At 59.7% G+C, this 18,054-nt stretch carries 17 protein-coding genes and 1 pseudogene; 5 read left to right on the forward strand and 13 right to left on the reverse strand.

The window, feature by feature from the left end:
- Positions 1 to 8 precede the first annotated feature (8 nt).
- Complete coding sequence (locus ACA044_RS03560; RefSeq protein WP_497445183.1) at positions 9 to 179, reverse strand: hypothetical protein; 171 nt, start codon at positions 177 to 179, stop codon at positions 9 to 11.
- A 128-nt stretch (positions 180 to 307) separates the two neighbouring features.
- Here ACA044_RS03560 and ACA044_RS03565 point away from each other — a divergent pair.
- From ACA044_RS03565 to ACA044_RS03575, 3 genes and pseudogenes are all read left to right on the forward strand, one after another.
- A pseudogene (locus ACA044_RS03565) lies at positions 308 to 517 on the forward strand (LysR family transcriptional regulator); the annotation flags it as partial.
- A 315-nt stretch (positions 518 to 832) separates the two neighbouring features.
- Positions 833 to 1,567, forward strand: a complete 735-nt coding sequence (locus ACA044_RS03570; RefSeq protein WP_497445184.1) for an ArsR/SmtB family transcription factor — start codon at positions 833 to 835, stop codon at positions 1,565 to 1,567.
- A gap of 136 nt (positions 1,568 to 1,703) precedes the next feature.
- Positions 1,704 to 3,083 carry an MFS transporter gene (locus ACA044_RS03575; RefSeq protein WP_497445185.1) on the forward strand — a complete coding sequence of 460 codons (1,380 nt, stop codon included), beginning with the start codon at positions 1,704 to 1,706 and terminating at the stop codon, positions 3,081 to 3,083.
- A gap of 107 nt (positions 3,084 to 3,190) precedes the next feature.
- Here ACA044_RS03575 and ACA044_RS03580 read toward each other — a convergent pair whose 3' ends face one another.
- The 6 genes from ACA044_RS03580 to ACA044_RS03605 form a co-directional block, all read right to left on the reverse strand.
- Positions 3,191 to 4,144, reverse strand: coding sequence for an adenosine deaminase (locus ACA044_RS03580; protein ID WP_497445186.1), 954 nt, complete (start codon positions 4,142 to 4,144; stop codon positions 3,191 to 3,193).
- A gap of 81 nt (positions 4,145 to 4,225) precedes the next feature.
- Positions 4,226 to 5,191 (reverse strand): isopenicillin N synthase family dioxygenase, encoded by a 966-nt coding sequence (locus tag ACA044_RS03585; RefSeq protein ID WP_497445187.1) that lies wholly within the window; start codon positions 5,189 to 5,191, stop codon positions 4,226 to 4,228.
- Positions 5,192 to 5,334: 143 nt separating this feature from the next.
- Positions 5,335 to 6,417: a BMP family ABC transporter substrate-binding protein gene (locus ACA044_RS03590; RefSeq protein ID WP_497445188.1), complete on the reverse strand. Its 1,083-nt coding sequence runs from the start codon at positions 6,415 to 6,417 to the stop codon at positions 5,335 to 5,337.
- Between the two features lie 277 nt (positions 6,418 to 6,694).
- Positions 6,695 to 8,053 (reverse strand): 8-oxoguanine deaminase, encoded by a 1,359-nt coding sequence (locus ACA044_RS03595; RefSeq protein ID WP_497445189.1) that lies wholly within the window; start codon positions 8,051 to 8,053, stop codon positions 6,695 to 6,697.
- Between the two features lie 254 nt (positions 8,054 to 8,307).
- On the reverse strand, positions 8,308 to 8,994 hold the full coding sequence (locus ACA044_RS03600) for an SDR family oxidoreductase (RefSeq protein ID WP_497445190.1): 687 nt from the start codon (positions 8,992 to 8,994) through the stop codon (positions 8,308 to 8,310).
- Positions 8,995 to 9,019: 25 nt separating this feature from the next.
- A complete protein-coding gene (locus ACA044_RS03605) occupies positions 9,020 to 9,370 on the reverse strand; it encodes a MerR family transcriptional regulator (RefSeq protein ID WP_497445191.1) in 351 nt (116 codons plus the stop codon).
- Between the two features lie 82 nt (positions 9,371 to 9,452).
- Here ACA044_RS03605 and ACA044_RS03610 point away from each other — a divergent pair, with 82 nt between their 5' ends.
- Positions 9,453 to 9,917: a hypothetical protein gene (locus ACA044_RS03610; protein WP_497445192.1), complete on the forward strand. Its 465-nt coding sequence runs from the start codon at positions 9,453 to 9,455 to the stop codon at positions 9,915 to 9,917.
- 54 nt (positions 9,918 to 9,971) lie between these two features.
- Here the strand turns inward: ACA044_RS03610 and ACA044_RS03615 are convergent, their stop codons facing one another.
- The 6 genes from ACA044_RS03615 to ACA044_RS03640 all read right to left on the reverse strand — a co-directional run bounded on the left by ACA044_RS03615 (position 9,972) and on the right by ACA044_RS03640 (position 16,500).
- Positions 9,972 to 10,898 (reverse strand): ABC transporter permease, encoded by a 927-nt coding sequence (locus ACA044_RS03615; protein WP_497445193.1) that lies wholly within the window; start codon positions 10,896 to 10,898, stop codon positions 9,972 to 9,974.
- On the reverse strand, positions 10,898 to 12,004 hold the full coding sequence (locus ACA044_RS03620) for an ABC transporter permease (RefSeq protein ID WP_497445194.1): 1,107 nt from the start codon (positions 12,002 to 12,004) through the stop codon (positions 10,898 to 10,900). Before ACA044_RS03620 ends, ACA044_RS03615 begins: the two co-directional genes overlap by 1 nt.
- An 11-nt stretch (positions 12,005 to 12,015) precedes the next feature.
- Positions 12,016 to 13,581 carry an ABC transporter ATP-binding protein gene (locus ACA044_RS03625; protein WP_497445195.1) on the reverse strand — a complete coding sequence of 522 codons (1,566 nt, stop codon included), beginning with the start codon at positions 13,579 to 13,581 and terminating at the stop codon, positions 12,016 to 12,018.
- 546 nt (positions 13,582 to 14,127) lie between these two features.
- A complete protein-coding gene (locus tag ACA044_RS03630) occupies positions 14,128 to 14,709 on the reverse strand; it encodes an IMPACT family protein (RefSeq protein WP_497445196.1) in 582 nt (193 codons plus the stop codon).
- Positions 14,710 to 14,716: 7 nt separating this feature from the next.
- Complete coding sequence (locus tag ACA044_RS03635; protein WP_497445197.1) at positions 14,717 to 15,367, reverse strand: TetR/AcrR family transcriptional regulator; 651 nt, start codon at positions 15,365 to 15,367, stop codon at positions 14,717 to 14,719.
- 212 nt (positions 15,368 to 15,579) lie between these two features.
- The gene (locus ACA044_RS03640) at positions 15,580 to 16,500 is read right to left on the reverse strand and encodes a LysR family transcriptional regulator (RefSeq protein WP_461968381.1); all 921 of its coding nucleotides are present in this window, start codon (positions 16,498 to 16,500) and stop codon (positions 15,580 to 15,582) included.
- A gap of 140 nt (positions 16,501 to 16,640) precedes the next feature.
- Here ACA044_RS03640 and aptA point away from each other — a divergent pair, with 140 nt between their 5' ends.
- Positions 16,641 to 17,990, forward strand: a complete 1,350-nt coding sequence (gene aptA / locus ACA044_RS03645; RefSeq protein WP_497445198.1) for an omega-aminotransferase AptA — start codon at positions 16,641 to 16,643, stop codon at positions 17,988 to 17,990.
- Positions 17,991 to 18,054: the final 64 nt, after the last annotated feature.

An 18,054-nucleotide genomic window follows, 5' to 3' on the forward strand; every position in this document is an offset into this window, starting at 1 on the left:
GGACGGACTCAGCCAGCAGCGCGATGCTGACGGTCGGGAATCTGATGGGGCGCGTGCAAGCGCGCTTCAAGCGTTTTAGTGAAGGCTAGCGCTTCGGCTTCACTGCGGAACGTCACAGCGTGCTGATCCAGGCGGACCTGCCAGCGGGACTTTGCCAGTTCTTTTATCAGGATCTTCATTGCTGAGCTCCTTTCGTAAAAGACGTCTCGTAAAAGACATCACGTGGATGATTGTTCGCAGAGTTTTCGATTGTAGACCTGAATACGATCGCAATTGTGACAACGGTCAATTCTCTGACTGACGGCAAAAGTCCTGGCTCGACGTCGCTGCCGATGTGCTTGCCGGTCGGTTGAAAGTGCTGATGCCGGAACTGCTCTGTGAGCGCGCACCGCTGAATTTGCTGTGCGCCCATCGCGCACAATTGAGTAAGCCAGTGAACCTTTTGCGAGAAATGCTTGCCAGCCGATGCGCTCGGATAGGCAGTCAATTTCCGACGATATCGGGTGTCGATCATTAGTCGCAGGCAAATAGAGAAAATTCTGTCAGGAACTATCACCACCGATGGATTCCCAAGGGCAGGAACCGGCGGTTAACCCGCTTATACTAGCGCTCGCCACATGTGCGCACCGTCGACCTCGCAATGGCGAGTTCGCGTTCGATTCGGTCAGCCCCATGGTCATCACCGAACCTGCGTTGCACCCGCGAAGCAATAGCCTGGGTGAGTGGGTGGCTTTGCCCGGTTCATGGTGGTTTTCGCGTCTTGGCCGACGACACATTACTGGTCAAGATATCTCTGAGCAGTAGACGAAACGATTCAACAGGGAGTGAATACATGGAACATGCACCTTGCATCAGCCAGATCGCCACGTTGCTGGCTGACCCAAAGCGCAGCGCAATGATGTGGGCTTTGATGGACGGCTCGGCGCGGCAAACCGAGGAGCTGGCGTTGTTGGCCGGTCTGTCGCCGTCTTCGGCCAGTGCGCATTTGGGGCGTTTGTCCGCCGGGGGGCTGTTGAAAGTCGAAATCCGTGGACGCAAACGGTTTTTCCGGCTTGCCGCGCCCGAAGTCGGTGCCGCGATAGAAGCACTGGCCAGCGCTACCCTGGCCAGCACGCCTCGGGACATTCCAGATGTTTTCAAACGCACGAGCTCTATCGCCAAACCTCAGACGGCCCCTTCATCCCTGTTGCGGGCCAGACTCTGCGACGACCACCTGGGAGGCACTCTGGCCGCCGACCTCTATCAGCGTCTGCTGGATGCGGGCTGGATCGAACAGTTCGATCAGCGGGTCATGATCACTCACAAGGGTTCCACACAGTTGGCAACACGCGGAGTGTTCATCCAAGCGCTGGCTCATCGCGACAGCCGGGTCGCCTGCGCTTGCCCGGACTGGAGCGAAAGACGCCCGCACATGGGCGGCTCATTGGGCGCGGCTTTGTTGCAATTGTTCATGCAGTCCGGCTGGTTGAGCCTGCCCAACGATTCGCGAGCCTTGCAAATCACGGCCGCGGGGCAGCGTGAAATCCATCGTTTCGCCAAGGAGACCGAGCTGGAAATGGCGCTTTAGGGCCATTGAGGTGCGACGTCCGGGATCTTGGGGTTCAGGCGTCGTTCAGAGCTGTGGACAGGTCGCATCCAGCAATAACCTCCATCCGCTATCGCGCACACTCGATCCGGGGACTTTCGGATTGGGGGAATGTGGCATGGAAACACACAGCTTCAGCGCGGCAGAACGACTGGAACGACTGCCCATCAGCGGTTATCACCGCATCATTTTCATCATCATTGCCCTGGCGTTTTTCTTCGACTCCATGGACTTGGCGATGATGACCTTCCTGCTCGGCTCGATCAAAACCGAGTTCGGCCTGAGCACGGCGCAGGCAGGGTTGTTGGCCAGTTCGAGTTTTTTCGGCATGGTCGTGGGTGCGTCGCTGTCCGGCATGTTGGCCGACCGCTTCGGGCGCAAACCGGTGTTCCAGTGGAGCATTGTGTTGTGGGGCATCGCCAGCTATCTGTGCTCCACGGCGCAGAATGTCGAAACGCTGACGCTGTTCCGAATACTGTTGGGGATCGGCATGGGCATGGAGTTTCCGATTGCCCAGTCGATGCTGTCGGAGCTGATTCCGGCCAAGCGCCGTGGGCGTTACATCGCGTTGATGGACGGTTTCTGGCCGCTCGGTTTCGTCGCGGCCGGAGTGTTGTCGTACTTCCTGTTGCCGGTGATTGGCTGGCGCGACATCTTTTTGGTGTTGGCGGTGCCGGCGGTGTTCGTCCTGGCGATTCGTTTTTTCATTCCCGAGTCACCGCGCTGGCTGGAGCAGGCCGGCCATCATGACGCGGCGGACAAGGTCTTGCTGGGTATCGAAGGTCGGGTCCGGGCTTCATTGGGGCGTTCGGATCTTCCTCAGCCTATTCGCCTGCCGCGAGTGGCCAGCACGCCAGGCAACTTCTTTTCGGCTTTACGAGAGATCTGGTCGCCGCTGTATCGCCAGCGCACGATGATGATCTGGAGCGTGTGGTTCTTCGCCTTGCTGGGTTTCTATGGCCTGACGTCCTGGCTCAGTGCGCTGCTGCAACAGTCGGGTTTCGCCGTGACTCAATCGGTGTATTACACGGTGCTGATTTCCCTCGGCGGGATTCCCGGTTTTCTCATGGCCGCCTGGCTGGTGGAGCGCTGGGGGCGTAAACCGGTGTGCGTCGTGACATTGCTCGGCGGCGGGGTGATGGCGTTTCTTTATGGCCAGAGCGCGGTGTTCGGCGGCAATGTCAGCCTGTTGATCGCCTCGGGGCTGCTGATGCAATTCTTCCTGTTCGGCATGTGGGCGGTGCTCTACACCTACACCCCTGAGTTGTACCCGACGTCGGCACGGGCCACGGGTTCGGGGTTCGCTTCGGCCGTCGGCCGCGTGGGGTCGTTGCTCGGGCCGTTGGTGACCGGGCTGGTGTTCCCGATGACCGGGCAGGGCGGGGTGTTTGCGCTGGGGGCGATGTGTTTTGCGATTGCGGCGGGGGTGGTGTGGATGTTCGGGATGGAGACCCGGGGTAAGACGCTGGAGGAGTTGAGTGAGGCGACACCAATCTAATGTGGGAGCGAGCCTGCTCGCGATAGCGGACTGACATTCAACATCGATGCTGAATGTTAGGGCCTCATCGCGAGCAGGCTCGCTCCCACAGGGTTATTGGGCGGCTTTTATGGTTTCACCAGCCGAGCATCCAGGCTGTTCTGCGCCAGGCGCTTGGCCTGATCCTGGGTCATGCCCAGATCGGTATACAGCGCGTGGAAGTTCTCGGTGACATACCCGCCAAAGTACGCCGGGTCATCGGAGTTCACCGTGACCTTCACACCGCGCTCGAGCATGTCGAGGATATTGTGCTGGGACATGTGATCGAACACGCAGAGTTTGGTGTTCGACAACGGGCACACGGTCAGCGGGATCTGCTCGTCGATGATCCGCTGCATCAAGCGCTCGTCCTCGATGGCGCGCACACCATGGTCGATGCGCTGGATTTTCAGCAGGTCGAGGGCTTCCCAGATGTACTCGGGCGGACCTTCTTCACCGGCGTGTGCCACGGTCAGGAAGCCTTCGCTGCGCGCACGATCGAACACCCGCTGGAACTTGCTCGGCGGATGGCCCATCTCCGAACTGTCCAGGCCCACGGCGACAAACGCATCGCGGAACGGCAACGCCTGGTCGAGGGTTTTCTGCGCTTCGTCTTCACTCAAGTGACGCAGGAAACTGAGGATCAAACCGCTGGTGATGCCCAGCTGCTGCTCGCCGTCCTTCAATGCGGCGGCGATGCCGTTGAGCACTACTTCGAACGGGATGCCACGGTCGGTGTGGGTTTGCGGGTCAAAGAACGGTTCGGTGTGAATCACGTTCTGCGCCTTGCAGCGCAACAGGTAGGCCCAGGTCAGGTCGTAGAAATCCTGAGAGGTGTGCAACACGTCGGCGCCCTGGTAATACAGGTCGAGAAACTCTTGCAGGTTATTGAAGGCGTAAGCCTTGCGCAGGGTTTCAACGTCGCTCCACGGCAGGGCGATCTTGTTGCGTTCGGCCAGGGCGAACAGCAGCTCAGGCTCCAGCGAACCTTCCAGGTGCAAGTGCAGTTCTGCCTTGGGCAAAGCGTTCAGCCAGTCGTACATTTTTGAAATCTCATCAGGTGCAATGAGGGCATTCTACAGATGCCCGCAGAAACAATGAGCAAAACCTGACCAGCCGGTTCATTACACGGCTTCCTGTTCCCGTCGATAGGCGTAGGTATCGGCGAAGCGCGACAGCAGGAATTCGGCGCAGGTGGTGGCCGGATACTTCGCCGGATGAAACTCGTCCTGGCAACCGGGCAGGCATTCGATGGGGGTGTCGGGGTGCGGTTCGGCAAAGAACGGCATCGAGTACCGATCTACTCCCAGCGGGCTGATCACTCGGTGTGGCGTCGAGAGGTAACGGTCGTTGCTCCAGCGCGCCATCATGTCGCCGAGGTTGACCACGAACGTGCCTTCGATCGGTGGCGCATCGATCCAATCGCCCCGCACGTTGCGCACTTGCAGACCGCCAGCGGCATCCTGGTAGAGCAGGGTGATGCAGCCGTAATCGGTGTGAGCGCCAGCGCCTTGCTGCTCCGTGGAACTGGCGGTGTGGCGCGGTGGGTAATGAATCATCCGCAACACGCTGACCGGGTCTTTGAAACGGGTATCGAAGAAGTCACGCTCAATACCCAGCGCCAGGGTCATTGCCCGCAGCAGGGTTTGGGCGAGCGCCTGCATGTCGATGTAATGTTGCTCCATCAGCGACTCCCAACCGGGCATCGACGGATGACGGTTGGGCCCGCGCAAGGGTTTTTCCGCCAGCACCTCGGGATGATCGGCCGGTAGATGCAGGCCCATGTCGAAGGTTTCTTTCAGATCGCTGGGTTTGCTCGGGTCGAGTTGTTCGGTGGCAATGGCGCCATAGCCGCGGTGGTGGCGGGACTGGGTGATGTCGATCTTGAGTTTTTCGGCAGTGGGCAGGGCGAAGAAGCGCTGGGCATGGTCGAGCACCGCGTCGATGCGCGATGGGGTGATCGGGTGCCCCTTGATATAGAAAAAGCCCCATTCGCGGCAGGCGCGGTCGATCTGGGTGGCGATCGATTGCCAGGCGTTTTGATCAGCGCTGTAGAGCGGGCTGATGTCGATGATTGGGAGGCTGTTCATGCGCAGTCCTTAAGAACGCTGAAAATCCATTGTGGGAGCGAGCCTGCTCGCGATGAGGCCACTACATTCAGCATCAATGTTGAATGTCAGTCCACTATCGCGAGCAGGCTCGCTCCCACAGGGTTTTGTGTTCGTGGCCGGGATTACTTCGGTATCTCGGCCTTCATGCCTTCGACGTAGTAGTTCATCGACGCCAGCTCCGCATTGGTTGCCGTCGCACCCGCCGGGATTTTCTCGACACCGGCCTGATCCTTGATCGGCCCGGTGAACGGATGCAATGCACCGCTCTTGATATCGGCAATGATTTGTTCGGCTTCGGTTTTTACCGCGGCCGGTACCAGGTCGCTGATCGGCAACTCAACCGTGCCTTCCTTCAGACCGCCCCAGTAATCCTGGGATTTCCACGTGTGGTCGAGCACGCTTTGGGTCGCCTGAATGTAATGCGGCCCCCAGTCATTGACGATAGACGTCAGCACCGCTTTTGGCCCGAAATGCGCCATGTCCGATGCATAACCAACGGCATACACACCGCGCCGTTCGGCCGCCTGGATCGGTGCCGGGCTGTCGGTGTGCTGGAACACCACATCCACGCCCTGGTCGATCAACGCATTGGCGGCGTCAGCTTCCTTGCCCGGATCGAACCAGGAATTGACCCACACCACTTTGATCTCGGTGCCGGGGTTGTACTTGTTCAAGGCCAGTTGAATGGCGTTGATGTCGCGGATGACTTCCGGAATTGGGAAGGAAGCAACGTAGCCGACTTTTTTGGTCTTGGTCATCTTCGCGGCGAGGAAACCACCGACATAACGACCTTCATAAGTGCGCGCCAGGTACGTGCCGAGGTTCTTGTCCTGCTTGTAGCCGGTGGCGTGTTCGAAGGTCACTTTGGGAAATTGCTTGGCGACTTTCAGGGTCGGGTTCATATAGCCGAAAGACGTGGTGAAAATAAGATCGTAGTTGTCCTTGGCCATGTTGCGGATCACCCGCTCGGCATCGGCGCCCTCGGCGACGTTCTCCACGTAGTTGGTGGTGATCTGCTCACCGAACTTCTCTGCCAGCGCCTTGCGTCCCTGTTCATGCTGATACGTCCAGCCGTGGTCACCGATCGGGCCGATATAGACGAAGCCGACTTTCAGCGGGTCGGCGGCGCTGGCAGTCAGGCTGGCGCTCAGACCGATGGTTGCGGCGACAGCGCAAAGCAGTTGCTTCAACGGACGTTTATGCATGAACTGGAACTCCATTTTGTGGTGAGGTTGGAGAGGTCAATGCAAATTGCTGACCAACAGGACAACAAAATGTGGCTCCGTGGTGCGGCCTTCGCGGGCAAGCCTCGCTCCTACAGGTTTTGCGCCGCACCCAATCCCGCGACAGGCACAAATCCCGTAGGAGCGAGGCTTGCCCGCGAAGAGGCCCAAGCGACCACCACAGAGCCATCCCGGTGCGCCCTCACCAATCCACGCCATCCACTGGTGCGGGCGCCTCACACATTGGATTGGTGTTGTATCAGGTGCCGGCGATCAACTGCCGAGCCGCCTGGCTGTGATCGGCAATCAACCCTTTCAGATCCAGCCCCTCAACCTGCCCATCGATCACCCGCCACTGGCCGCCGACCATCACCCGGTCCGCCCGATCCGCGCCGCATAGCAGCAGCGCTGAAACCGGATCATGACTGCCGGAAAAGCGCAGCTCGTCCAGTTTGAACAGCGCCAGATCCGCCTGCCTGCCCACTGCCAGTTCACCGATATCGGTGCGCCCGAGCAACTGTGCCGAGCCTTTGGTGGCCCAGCCCAGTACCAACTCCGGCGTGATCTTTTGCGCGCCATAACGCAGCCGCTGAATGTATAGCGCCTGACGGGTTTCGAGGATCATGTTCGACGCATCGTTGGACGCCGAACCGTCCACGCCCAGACCCAGCAGCGCACCCGCAGCGGTCAGGTCCAGCGTCGGGCAAATGCCGGACGCCAGGCGCATGTTCGAACTCGGGCAATGGCAAATACCCGTGCCGGCCGCGCCGAGGCGGGCGATTTCGTCGGGGTTGAAATGAATACCATGGGCCAGCCATGTACGTGGGCCGAGCCAGCCGACGCTGTCCAGATAATCCACGGTGCGCAGGCCGAAACGTTGCAGGCAGAAGTCTTCTTCGTCGAGGGTTTCCGCCAGGTGCGTGTGCAGGCGCACGTCGAGGCTGTTCGCCAGTTCGGCGCTGGCGGACATGATTTGCGGGGTCACCGAAAACGGTGAGCAGGGCGCCAGGGCGATCTGGATTTGCGCGCCATCGCCGCGCTCGTGGTACGCGGCAATCAAGCGTTGGCTGTCGTCCAGGATCACTTCGCCTTGCTGTACGGTCTGTTGCGGCGGCAGGCCACCGTCCGCTTCGCCGAGGCTCATGGAGCCGCGAGTGAGCATCGCGCGCATGCCCAGTTCGCGAACACTCTCGACCTGCACATCGATCGCGTTTTCCAGGCCTTCCGGAAACAGGTAATGGTGATCGGCCGCGGTGGTGCAACCGGACAGCAGCAACTCGGCCAACGCGACTTTGGTGGCGAGGGCAAGTTTTTCAGGGGTGAGACGAGCCCAGACCGGATAGAGGGTTTTCAACCACGGGAACAACGGCTGATTAACCACCGGCGCCCAGGCGCGGGTCAGGGTTTGATAGAAGTGGTGATGAGTGTTGATCAGCCCCGGCAGGATCACGTGTTCGCGCGTATCGAAAACGTGGTCACAGGGCGCAGACGGTTGCTGGCCAGCGCTGAGCACTTCGACGATCAAACCGTCTTGCAGCACCAGACCGCCACGGGCATCGAGCGCGTTGGCCGTGAAAATGGCGAGGGGATTTTTTAACCAGGTACGGGTCGCAGGCATGGTGGCCGGCTCCTCTGAAAGTTGGGTTCAGGGTTGCCAGCTCAGTGTTGCCCTGTCTGCTGATCCAGGGTCGCCGCGGGGGCGAGGTGCGGAGTTTCGAACAAAAAAGCTTCGCGGGCAAGCCCGGTCCGACAGGACAACGCGAAACCCCTGTGGGAGCGAGCCTGCTCGCGATGGGGCCATTGCATTCAGCATTAATTTTGAATGTCAGACCGCTATCGCGAGCAGGCTCGCTCCCACAGGGGAATGTGGTGTTACCAGGGAATGGTCTCACCCCTGTAATTCACAAAATGATGCCCGCCCTTACCGGCATACGCATTCACTTGATCGATCAACCCGCGGGTACTGGTTTGCACATCAATGTCCGCACCTTCACCGCCCATATCAGTCTTCACCCAACCCGGATGCAGCGACAGCACGGTGAGTGTCTGCTCGCCCAGTTGCGTGACGAAGCTGTTGGTCATGGAGTTCAGCGCCGCTTTGCTGGCCTTGTACAGCGCCAGCTCCGGCGCGTCGGGCATGGTCACGCTGCCCAGCACCGAACTCATGAACGCCAGCACACCGCTGTCTTCACGAATCTGCCCGACGAAACGCTGGGCGAGGTTGATCGGCGCCACGGCGTTGGTGAAGAACAGCTGACCCACCTCGGCCAACGTCGCGCCACCCGGCGTTTGGACCTCCGGGCCCTTGACTCCGGCATTCACGAACAACAGGTCGAACACCTCGCCCTTGAGTTGTTGGCTAAGGGCGATGACCGCTTGCTGATCGTCCATGTCGAGTTTTTCGATCCGCACCTTGCCCAGCGCTTGCAACGCTTCGGCGCTCTGTGGGTTGCGCACGGTGGCGGTGACTTGCCAACCGTCGGCCAGCAGGGTTTTCACCAGACCGAGGCCCAAGCCTCGGGAGGCACCGATGATGAGTGCGGTTTTTGCCGTAGACATGAATGGCTTCCTTGATAGATGAGAATCACGGATTTAATGGACAACGTTGGCCGAGCCGTTGTTGCAATTCCTGACGCAAGACATCGAGTTCGGCGATGCGGGTTTCGATCAGGTTCAGTTTGTCTTGCAGCAGCTGGGTAACGGCATTAGCTGGGTCGGGCGCCTGCCACAGCGCGGCGACACTGCTGCCGATCTCGCCGAGGGTAAAGCCCAACCGCTGAGCGGTCTTGATGTACAGCACCAGTTGCACCATCTCCGCCGGATAGTTGCGATAACCATTGGCGCTACGTTGCGCGGCGATCAACCCGCGCTGCTCGTAAAAGCGCAACGTGTCGCGGCTGACGGCGCTGGCCTGAGCTAATTCACCGATGCGCATCTTGATGTCTCGAGAGGGCTTGACCCTGGAGCATACTCCAGGCTTTAGCCTTGTTGCTCCCTGAATTTATGGAGCAATACCGATGTGGACTTCAACGCAATATCGTCAAGTGGTGCGGGGCAGTGCGTGGTACGACCTGATCGTGACCGCTGCTTTTGTAACGCCGTGGAGTTTTGCGGCGTTGCATGGCGTGTTGTTGAGTCTGAGTCAGACTTTCAATTTGCCTGGCGAGCTACCGCCGTTCGAGCCGATGCATATGCTGATGGCGAATTTGTTGGGTTCGATTGTGTGCGTCTGGGCGGTGCTGCGGATTCGTGATCCGCAGCAGATGTTTGGGCGGTATGACGCGGTGGCCAGGTTTCTGTTTTCGGCTTGGCAGCTGTATGCCTTGCTCCATGGCGCCAGCTCACTGCTGGTTGTTTTCTTGATCTTTGAATTGGCGTGGGGCGTTGTTCAAGTGTTGCCTGTTCGGGCGCCTTCGCGGGCAAGCCTCGCTCCTACGGATTTGAGTCGTTCACATCATCGGCGAACCACACAAAACCTGTAGGAGCGAGCGATGCGGCGATCCGACTTGCCCGCGAAGAGGCCCTGATGGCCAACCCTAATGCCCGGCCTGCCACGGCTGCCCCAACGACACCGGCGCATACAACCGTGTGCGCACGGCATCCCGGGACAACAGCACCAACACCACAATGGTGGCGACATACGGCAGCATCGCCAACAGGCTAGACGCAATCGCCAGCCCCAACCCCTGCGCCACCAAATGCAGGATGCTGGCGAGACCGAACAGATACGCCCCGAGCAGCAATCGCCACACCCGCCAACTGGCAAACACCACCAGCGCCAGGGCAATCCAGCCGCGACCGGCGCTCATGTTTTCCGCCCACATCGGCGTGTAGGCCAGGGACAAATATGCCCCGGCCAACCCCGCCATTGCCCCGCCAAACAGCACCGCCAGCGTACGCACGCGCAACACTGGCAAGCCCATGGCACTGGCCGCGTCCGGGTTTTCGCCGACCGCCTGAATGATCAGGCCGACACGACTTTTCAGGATCACCCAGGCCACTAACGTGAATAGCGCGAACGATAGATACACCAGCAAGTCCTGGGCAAACAGCATCCGCCCGATCAGCGGGATTTCACTCAACAACGGAATCGCCACCGGCTCAAAACCCGCCAGCGGTTTGCCAACCCACGCTGCGCCGACAAAGGTCGACAGGCCCACGCCGAAGATCGTCAACGCCAACCCGGTCGCCACCTGATTGGCGTTGAACACCAGTGCCACCAAGGCAAACAGCGACGACAACAGCATCCCGGCAAGCATTGCCAGCAACACGCCAAGCCAGAGGTTGCCGCTGTTCAGCGCGACGATAAAACCGATCACCGCGCCAAACAGCATCATGCCTTCCTGGCCCAGATTAAGGACGCCACTCTTCTCGCAAATCAGCTCGCCCAGCGCCACCAGCAACAACGGCGTACCGCAGCGAACCATGGCGTAGAAAGTATTGCTCAGCAGATCGATATCCATCACAAGGCTCCTGCGTGTACGGCGGTGGTTGAGGTGCGCCGTACCCAGCGCAGGTTCAAACGCGGTCGGTAGAGAATCAGTACGTCACTGGCCAGCAGGAAAAACAGCATCATCCCTTGGAAAAGTTGAGTGATGGCTTGCGGCAGATTCATGCTCATCTGCGCGCTTTCGCCGCCGATGTACAGCAGCGCCATCAACAAGCTGGAAAACAGAATGCCGATGGGATTCAACCGCCCGAGAAACGCCACGGTGATCGCCGCGTAGCCGTAACCCGGCGAGACCTGCGGCACCAGTTGGCCGATGGGCCCGGTGACTTCGCACACCCCGGCCAGCCCTGCCAGGCCGCCGCTGATCAACAGCGCCAGCCAGATCAGCCGCTTCTCGCGAAACCCGACGAAACCAGCGGCGCGCTTGTCCAGCCCAAGCACTTTGATCTGAAACCCGACAAAGCTTTTCTGCAGCAACACCCACACCGCCACCAGCGCGAGCAAGGCGAAATAGACCCCGGCGTGAACCCGGCCGTCCTCCATCAACAGTGGCAGTCGACTGGCATCGCCGAACATCGCCGATTCAGGAAAGTTAAACCCGGCCGGGTCCTTCAGTGGCCCGTGGACGCAGAACAGCAGCAGGTTCAGGGCGATGTAATTGAGCATGATGCTGGTGAGGATTTCATTGGCGTTAAAGCGTGTGCGCAACCACGCCGTCAGCCCGGCCCAAGCGGCGCCGGCCAGAGTGCCGGTGAGCAGGATCAGCACCAGCGCCCAGCGGCTTTGCAGGCCAATGATGTTCACCGCCAATGCACTGCCGGCCAGGGCGCCGAGCAGTAATTGACCTTCGGCACCGATGTTCCAGATCCGCGCCTGATAAGCCACCGCCAGCCCCAACGCGCAGAGCAGAATCGGCAGCGCTTTGACCAACAATTCGGAGACGCCATATAGGTCGCTGATCGGTGCAATCAGCAAGGTGTGCAAGGTCAGCAACGGATCGTGGCCCAGCGCGATAAACAGCAATGAGCCACAGCCCAGGGTCAATACGGCCGCCAGCAACGGCGAGCACCACAACATCAGGCGCGATTGCTGGCCACGGGGTTCGAGAGAAAGCAGCATGTGAAACTCCGTTAGCGCGTTGCGGGGGCAGGTGATTGAGGCGCGTCGAACTGGCCGGCCATCCAGCCGCCGACATCGATCAGGCGGGTGTCGACAGTGGCCTTCAGCGCCGACAGCCGACCACCGCACAAGGCGCCGAGGCGATCGCTGATCTGGAACAGTTCGTCGAGGTCTTCGGAGATCACCAGAATCGCCGCGCCAGCGTCGCGCAAGGCAATCAACGCCCGGTGAATGGTCGCGGCCGCACCGACGTCCACGCCCCAGGTCGGGTGCGCGGCCACCAACAATTTAGGCTGCTGGAGGATTTCCCGGCCTAGAATGAATTTTTGCAAGTTGCCGCCGGACAGGCTGCGAGCCGGTGCCTGGGCATCGGGTGTCTTGACTCCGAAGCGGCGGATGATTTCCTCTGCCAGCGCTTCGACCTTGCCGCGCTGGATCAGCCCTTTGTTGACCAGCCCCTGTTGAAATGCGGTGAGCAGGGCGTTGTCCGCAAGGCTGAGTTCCGGTACCGCGCCATGACCCAGACGCTCGGCGGGGACGAAAGCCAGGCCAAGTTTGCGTCGTGCATCCGGCCGCAAATGGGCGACCGGTTGCCCGCCGAAACTGATCGTCGCGCTGTCATCGCGGGGCAATTGTTCTTCACCACTGAGCAAGGCCAGCAACTCATCCTGACCGTTGCCAGCCACCCCGGCGACACCCACGATTTCGCCGCTGCGCACGTCCAGGTCTATGTCCTTCAGGGAGCAGCCGAACGGGTCAGGGTTGTGCCAGGACAATCCTGTCACGTTCAAAAACGCATCAGCGCCAATGACCTTTGGATAGTCGGTAATCAGCTCGGCGGCTTCACCGACCATCAACTGCGCCAGTTGCCGGTCCGAACACTCGGCCGGCACGCAATGCCCGGCTACCCGACCGCTACGCAACACCGTGGCGCTGTGACATAACGCACGCACTTCGCCGAGCTTGTGGCTGATAAACAGAATGCTGCAGCCTTCGGCGGCCAGTCGGCGCAAAGTGACGAACAATTCGTCGGCCTCTTGCGGGGTCAGTACCGAAGTCGGCTCATCGAGAATCAGCAGACGGATGTCCTGCATCAGGCATCGAATGATCTCCACCCGCTGACGCTCGCCGATGGACAGGCTGTGGACCAGTCGCTCCGGTTCCAGGGCCATGCCGTAGCGTTGGGACACTTCACGAATCTTCGGCTCAAGCTGCTTCGGCGTACCCGCCGCCGCGCCCATTGCCAGCGCGATGTTCTGCGCCACGCTCAGGGTTTCGAACAGCGAGAAATGCTGGAACACCATGCCGATCCCAAGGCCGCGCGCTTGGGCCGGGTTGCGCATGGACACGCGCTGGCCCTGCCAGATCATCTCCCCTGAATCGGCGTGAGTGACGCCGTAGATGATCTTCATCAGGGTACTTTTACCCGCACCGTTTTCGCCGAGCAGGGCGTGGATTTCACCGGTCGCAATGCTCAGGTCAATGGCATCGTTGGCCAGGCAACCCGGGTAACGTTTGCTGATGCTGCGCAATTGCAGGCGGGGTGTTTGATCGGTGATCGGCACGGGGTTGGACATGACAGGCTCGGGTCGACAGAAGTTATGCCTGTGGACAAAGCAATTTCCTGGCCATTGAGTCAGGAATTATGCAAAACCTTGCTGGCATACGCGTTGTGGACGGTGCTTCGCCCGATTCCAATACCAGAATCAGGCACCACTTGAGGGCAAGACCTTTGATCAGGCGCCAGTTTTGCGCGTCATGAGTTGGTCAAAAAACGAGCAACAGGCTGCAAGCTATGCCGGACTTGGGGCTGAGCCAGCCATGAACGGGTTATCCACAGCTTGTTCCACAGTATTTGTGCGCAAGCCGACCGCACGGGTATAAGCACTGAGGGGCTTTCTTCTAAAGGCGATAAACCGCTCTAACTGATTGTTTTTGCGCAGAATAAATGTCATCGCTGACGGGTTGGACGAAAAATGAACAAAGCCCGCAAAGCCGCATGACAGAAGGGTTACAGCGCAATGTGCTCAGGTTATCCACAGCCGGGTGCACAGCAGATGTGGGCAAGTGTCGAGAGTAAAGAAAACCGGGGTGCCCCAAAAGATCGCAGCGATTTTTGATTTCTAATGCCGCAACAGAATGCGCCCGCGACTCAAATCCGCCAGCTGCGTTTGCAGGGTATCTATCTGGCCGTCTCCGATCGCCAATTGCAGTTCCACGCCATTGGCCGTGAAGGTTTCCTCCACCACCAAGCCGCCCAGTTCCGCTACCCGAAGCTTCACCAGCGTCAACTCGCCAAATGCACAGGCACAACTGACCGGCACCCGACTGATCAGTTCGACCTTCGGCGCCCCTTGCAGGCACTTGTTGGCACTGCCGCCATACGCCCGGGCGAGGCCACCGGTGCCCAGCTGAATGCCGCCATACCAACGGATCACCAGCACCGCGACCTGATCGCAATCCTGCGCTTCGATCGCCGCGAGAATCGGCCGACCAGCGGTGCCACCGGGTTCGCCATCGTCACTGCTGCGGTATTGATCGCCGAGCTTCCACGCCCAGCAATTGTGCGAGGCGTTCAAATCACTGTGTTGCTCGATGAACGCTTGAGCATCAGCTGCGCTGGTGATTGGCGCGGCGAGGGCGATGAAGCGGCTTTTGCGAATCTCTTCGCGGTACTCGCAAAAACCGCTGAGGGTAAAAGGCATAAATGTCTTAGATAGCTGGCGTCAGGCCGCAGCCTTTGAGAATGATGCGGATCAGGTTGTTGCCAGCGTCTTCCATGTCTTGCTTGGTCAACTTGGAGCGCCCGGTGAGGCGGCAAATCTGCGTGGCGAAGTCGGCGTAATGCTGGGTGCTACCCCATAACAGGAAGATCAGGTGCACCGGGTCGACGGGGTCCATCTTGCCCGCGTCGATCCAGGCCTGGAACACGCCCGCCCGGCCCTGGAACCAGGCGCGGTAATCCTGGTTGAAATACTCGGTCAGGCATTCGCCGCCGCTGATCACTTCCATGGCGAAGATCCGCGAGGCTTGCGGCTGGCGACGGGAGAATTCCATTTTGGCGCGGATGTAACGCGTCAGCGCTTCGGCCGGATCATCCTCGGCAGTCAGGGTGTTGAAGGTGCTGTCCCACAACTGGAGGATGTTACTCAGCACGGCCACGTACAAACCGAGTTTGTTGGTGAAGTAGTAATGCAGATTCGCCTTGGGCAACCCGGCATTCTGCGCGATGGTATTCATGCTGGTGCCTTTGAACCCGTGACGAGCGAACTCGTCTTCGGCGGCTTTGATGATGGTCTCTTCGTTCTTCTGACGAATGCGGCTGGCGGGTTTGTCGCCGTGGGCTGGGACTTCAAAGGTCATAGGCACTTCCGAACAGGTAGATGGGTGCAACCAGATGCGTTGATAGCGCACCCGCACGCCTCAGACAAGTCCTGTCGCGATAAAACCTTGAGCACCATAACCCCTGTGGGAGCGGGCTTGCTCGCGAAGGCGGTGTGTCAGCCGGAAAAATGTCGACTGACACACCTCCTTAGCGAGCAAGTCGGATCGCCGCACCGCCGCTCCCACAAGTTTCAACGCGTTGCCGCCAGGCTTTCCAAAAAGCTCTCCAGAACCAAATGAGGGCGACGGCCCTTGCGAGTGACCGATGCGAGACTCAGGTCATAAAAACGTGCCTGGGGTTTCAGCGCACGCAAGCGCCCTTGTTGCACCCAGAGGCTGGCGTAGTGGTCCGGCAGGTAGCCGATGTAGCGCCCGGTCAGGATCAGGAATGCCATGCCTTCGCGGTCCGACGCACTGGCGGTGCAGTTGAGCGCCTGATAGTGAGCCTGAATTTCGGCGGGCAAACGGAAGGTCGGCGCAATGGCGTCCTGGCTGTTGAGGCGCTCATCGTCTAGTTGTTTGTCGTCGACATAAAACAACGGATGCCCGACCGCGCAATACAGCAGCGAGCGTTCGCTGTAGAGCGGCTGATATTCCAGCCCCGACAGCGCACTGGCTTGCGGCACCACACCGACATGCAAGCGACCGTCGAGCACGCCTTGTTCGACTTCATTGGGCGCGATCATGCGGATCTGGATCTGCACGTCCGGGCCGCGTTCCTTCAATTGCGCCAGGGCGTGGGTGATGCGCATGTGGGGCAGGGTGACGAGATTGTCGGTCAGGCCGATGGTCAACTCACCGCGCAGGTGTTGGTGCAGGCCGTTGACCTCGGTGCGGAAACTTTCCAGCGCACTTAATAGCTGCAACGCCGATTGGTAGACCTCGCGACCTTCTTCGGTCAGGGAAAAACCGGCGCGACCTCGCTGGCACAGGCGCAGACCGAGGCGTTGCTCCAGATCGCTCATCTGCTGGCTGATCGCCGAGCGACCGATGCCCAGCACCGATTCCGCCGCGGAGAAGCCGCCGCATTCCACCACGCTGCGAAAAATCCGCAGCAGGCGGATATCAAAATCACTGACTTGCGCCAGCGGATCGGGGCGACGGCTGCTCATGCTTCGTTTACTCAAAGTTTAGTAGTGGGCTGACTGAACGTTAGAAGAGTTGGATTTCACCGACTTTATCCCCGTGGCAATTTAGCTGCAAGAACGCTTTTCATCTCCAAGCTGCTTATTGCCCTGCGAGGTTTTTGCCCATGAACGTGCCTGAAAACGCCCCGACTTCCCTGGCCAGCCAACTCAAGCTCGATGCTCACTGGATGCCCTACACCGCCAACCGTAATTTCCAGCGCGATCCGCGTTTGATCGTGGGCGCAGAAGGTAGCTGGCTGATAGACGACAAGGGCCGCAAAGTCTATGACTCGCTGTCCGGTCTGTGGACTTGCGGCGCCGGGCACACTCGCAAGGAAATCCAGGAAGCGGTCTCCAAGCAACTGGGCACCCTCGATTACTCGCCAGGCTTTCAATACGGTCACCCGCTGTCGTTTCAGCTGGCCGAGAAAATCACCGACCTGACCCCAGGTAATCTGAACCACGTGTTCTTCACCGACTCGGGTTCCGAGTGTGCAGACACGGCGGTGAAAATGGTGCGTGCCTACTGGCGCCTCAAAGGCCAGGCCACCAAAACCAAAATGATCGGCCGTGCCCGTGGTTATCACGGTGTGAACATCGCCGGCACCAGCCTTGGCGGCGTGAACGGCAACCGCAAACTGTTCGGTCAGGCGATGATGGACGTCGATCATCTGCCGCACACCTTGCTGGCGAGCAATGCATTTTCCCGTGGCATGCCGGAGCAAGGTGGTATCGCCCTGGCCGATGAACTGCTCAAACTGATCGAATTGCACGACGCCTCGAACATCGCGGCAGTCTTCGTTGAGCCAATGGCCGGCTCCGCTGGTGTGCTGGTTCCGCCGCAGGGTTACCTCAAGCGTCTGCGCGAGATCTGCGATCAACACAACATCCTGCTGGTATTTGACGAAGTGATCACCGGTTTCGGCCGTACCGGTTCGATGTTCGGCGCCGACAGCTTCGGCGTGACCCCAGACCTGATGTGCATCGCCAAACAAGTCACCAACGGCGCGATTCCGATGGGCGCGGTGATTGCCAGCTCCGAGATCTACCAGACCTTCATGAACCAGGCGACGCCGGAGTACGCGGTGGAATTCCCGCATGGCTACACCTATTCCGCGCACCCGGTGGCTTGTGCTGCGGGCCTGGCAGCACTCGACCTGCTGCAAAAGGAAAACCTGGTGCAGAGCGTGGCGGAAGTGGCGCCGCATTTCGAAAACGCGTTGCACGGTTTGAAGGGCAGCAAGAACGTCATCGACATTCGTAACTACGGGTTGGCCGGTGCCATCCAGATTACGCCTCGCGACGGCGATGCCATCGTGCGTCCGTTCGAAGCCGGTATGGCTCTGTGGAAAGCCGGGTTCTACGTGCGCTTCGGCGGCGACACCCTGCAGTTCGGCCCAACTTTCAACAGCAAGCCGCAAGACCTCGATCGTCTGTTCGACGCGGTCGGCGAAGTGCTGAACAAGATCGACTGATTTTCCCCTCTATATAAAGGCGCCCTTTGATGGGCGCCTGTGGACAACTTTCCAGGAGCCCCGC

This window comes from Pseudomonas sp. LBUM1673 (assembly GCF_059695645.1).

Excerpts from the sequence above, each read along its gene's own strand:
- ACA044_RS03610 (WP_497445192.1), top strand. The coding sequence starts at position 9,453 with ATGTGGACTTCAACGCAATATCGTCAAGTGGTGCGGGGCAGTGCGTGG.
- ACA044_RS03560 (WP_497445183.1), bottom strand. The coding sequence starts at position 179 with ATGAAGATCCTGATAAAAGAACTGGCAAAGTCCCGCTGGCAGGTCCGC.
- ACA044_RS03640 (WP_461968381.1), bottom strand. The coding sequence starts at position 16,500 with ATGAGCAGCCGTCGCCCCGATCCGCTGGCGCAAGTCAGTGATTTTGAT.
- ACA044_RS03595 (WP_497445189.1), bottom strand. The coding sequence starts at position 8,053 with ATGCCTGCGACCCGTACCTGGTTAAAAAATCCCCTCGCCATTTTCACG.
- ACA044_RS03570 (WP_497445184.1), top strand. The coding sequence starts at position 833 with ATGGAACATGCACCTTGCATCAGCCAGATCGCCACGTTGCTGGCTGAC.
- ACA044_RS03575 (WP_497445185.1), top strand. The coding sequence starts at position 1,704 with ATGGAAACACACAGCTTCAGCGCGGCAGAACGACTGGAACGACTGCCC.
- ACA044_RS03600 (WP_497445190.1), bottom strand. The coding sequence starts at position 8,994 with ATGTCTACGGCAAAAACCGCACTCATCATCGGTGCCTCCCGAGGCTTG.
- ACA044_RS03625 (WP_497445195.1), bottom strand. The coding sequence starts at position 13,581 with ATGTCCAACCCCGTGCCGATCACCGATCAAACACCCCGCCTGCAATTG.
- ACA044_RS03635 (WP_497445197.1), bottom strand. The coding sequence starts at position 15,367 with ATGACCTTTGAAGTCCCAGCCCACGGCGACAAACCCGCCAGCCGCATT.
- aptA (WP_497445198.1), top strand. The coding sequence starts at position 16,641 with ATGAACGTGCCTGAAAACGCCCCGACTTCCCTGGCCAGCCAACTCAAG.
- ACA044_RS03615 (WP_497445193.1), bottom strand. The coding sequence starts at position 10,898 with ATGGATATCGATCTGCTGAGCAATACTTTCTACGCCATGGTTCGCTGC.
- ACA044_RS03620 (WP_497445194.1), bottom strand. The coding sequence starts at position 12,004 with ATGCTGCTTTCTCTCGAACCCCGTGGCCAGCAATCGCGCCTGATGTTG.
- ACA044_RS03580 (WP_497445186.1), bottom strand. The coding sequence starts at position 4,144 with ATGTACGACTGGCTGAACGCTTTGCCCAAGGCAGAACTGCACTTGCAC.
- ACA044_RS03585 (WP_497445187.1), bottom strand. The coding sequence starts at position 5,191 with ATGAACAGCCTCCCAATCATCGACATCAGCCCGCTCTACAGCGCTGAT.
- ACA044_RS03605 (WP_497445191.1), bottom strand. The coding sequence starts at position 9,370 with ATGCGCATCGGTGAATTAGCTCAGGCCAGCGCCGTCAGCCGCGACACG.
- ACA044_RS03590 (WP_497445188.1), bottom strand. The coding sequence starts at position 6,417 with ATGCATAAACGTCCGTTGAAGCAACTGCTTTGCGCTGTCGCCGCAACC.
- ACA044_RS03630 (WP_497445196.1), bottom strand. The coding sequence starts at position 14,709 with ATGCCTTTTACCCTCAGCGGTTTTTGCGAGTACCGCGAAGAGATTCGC.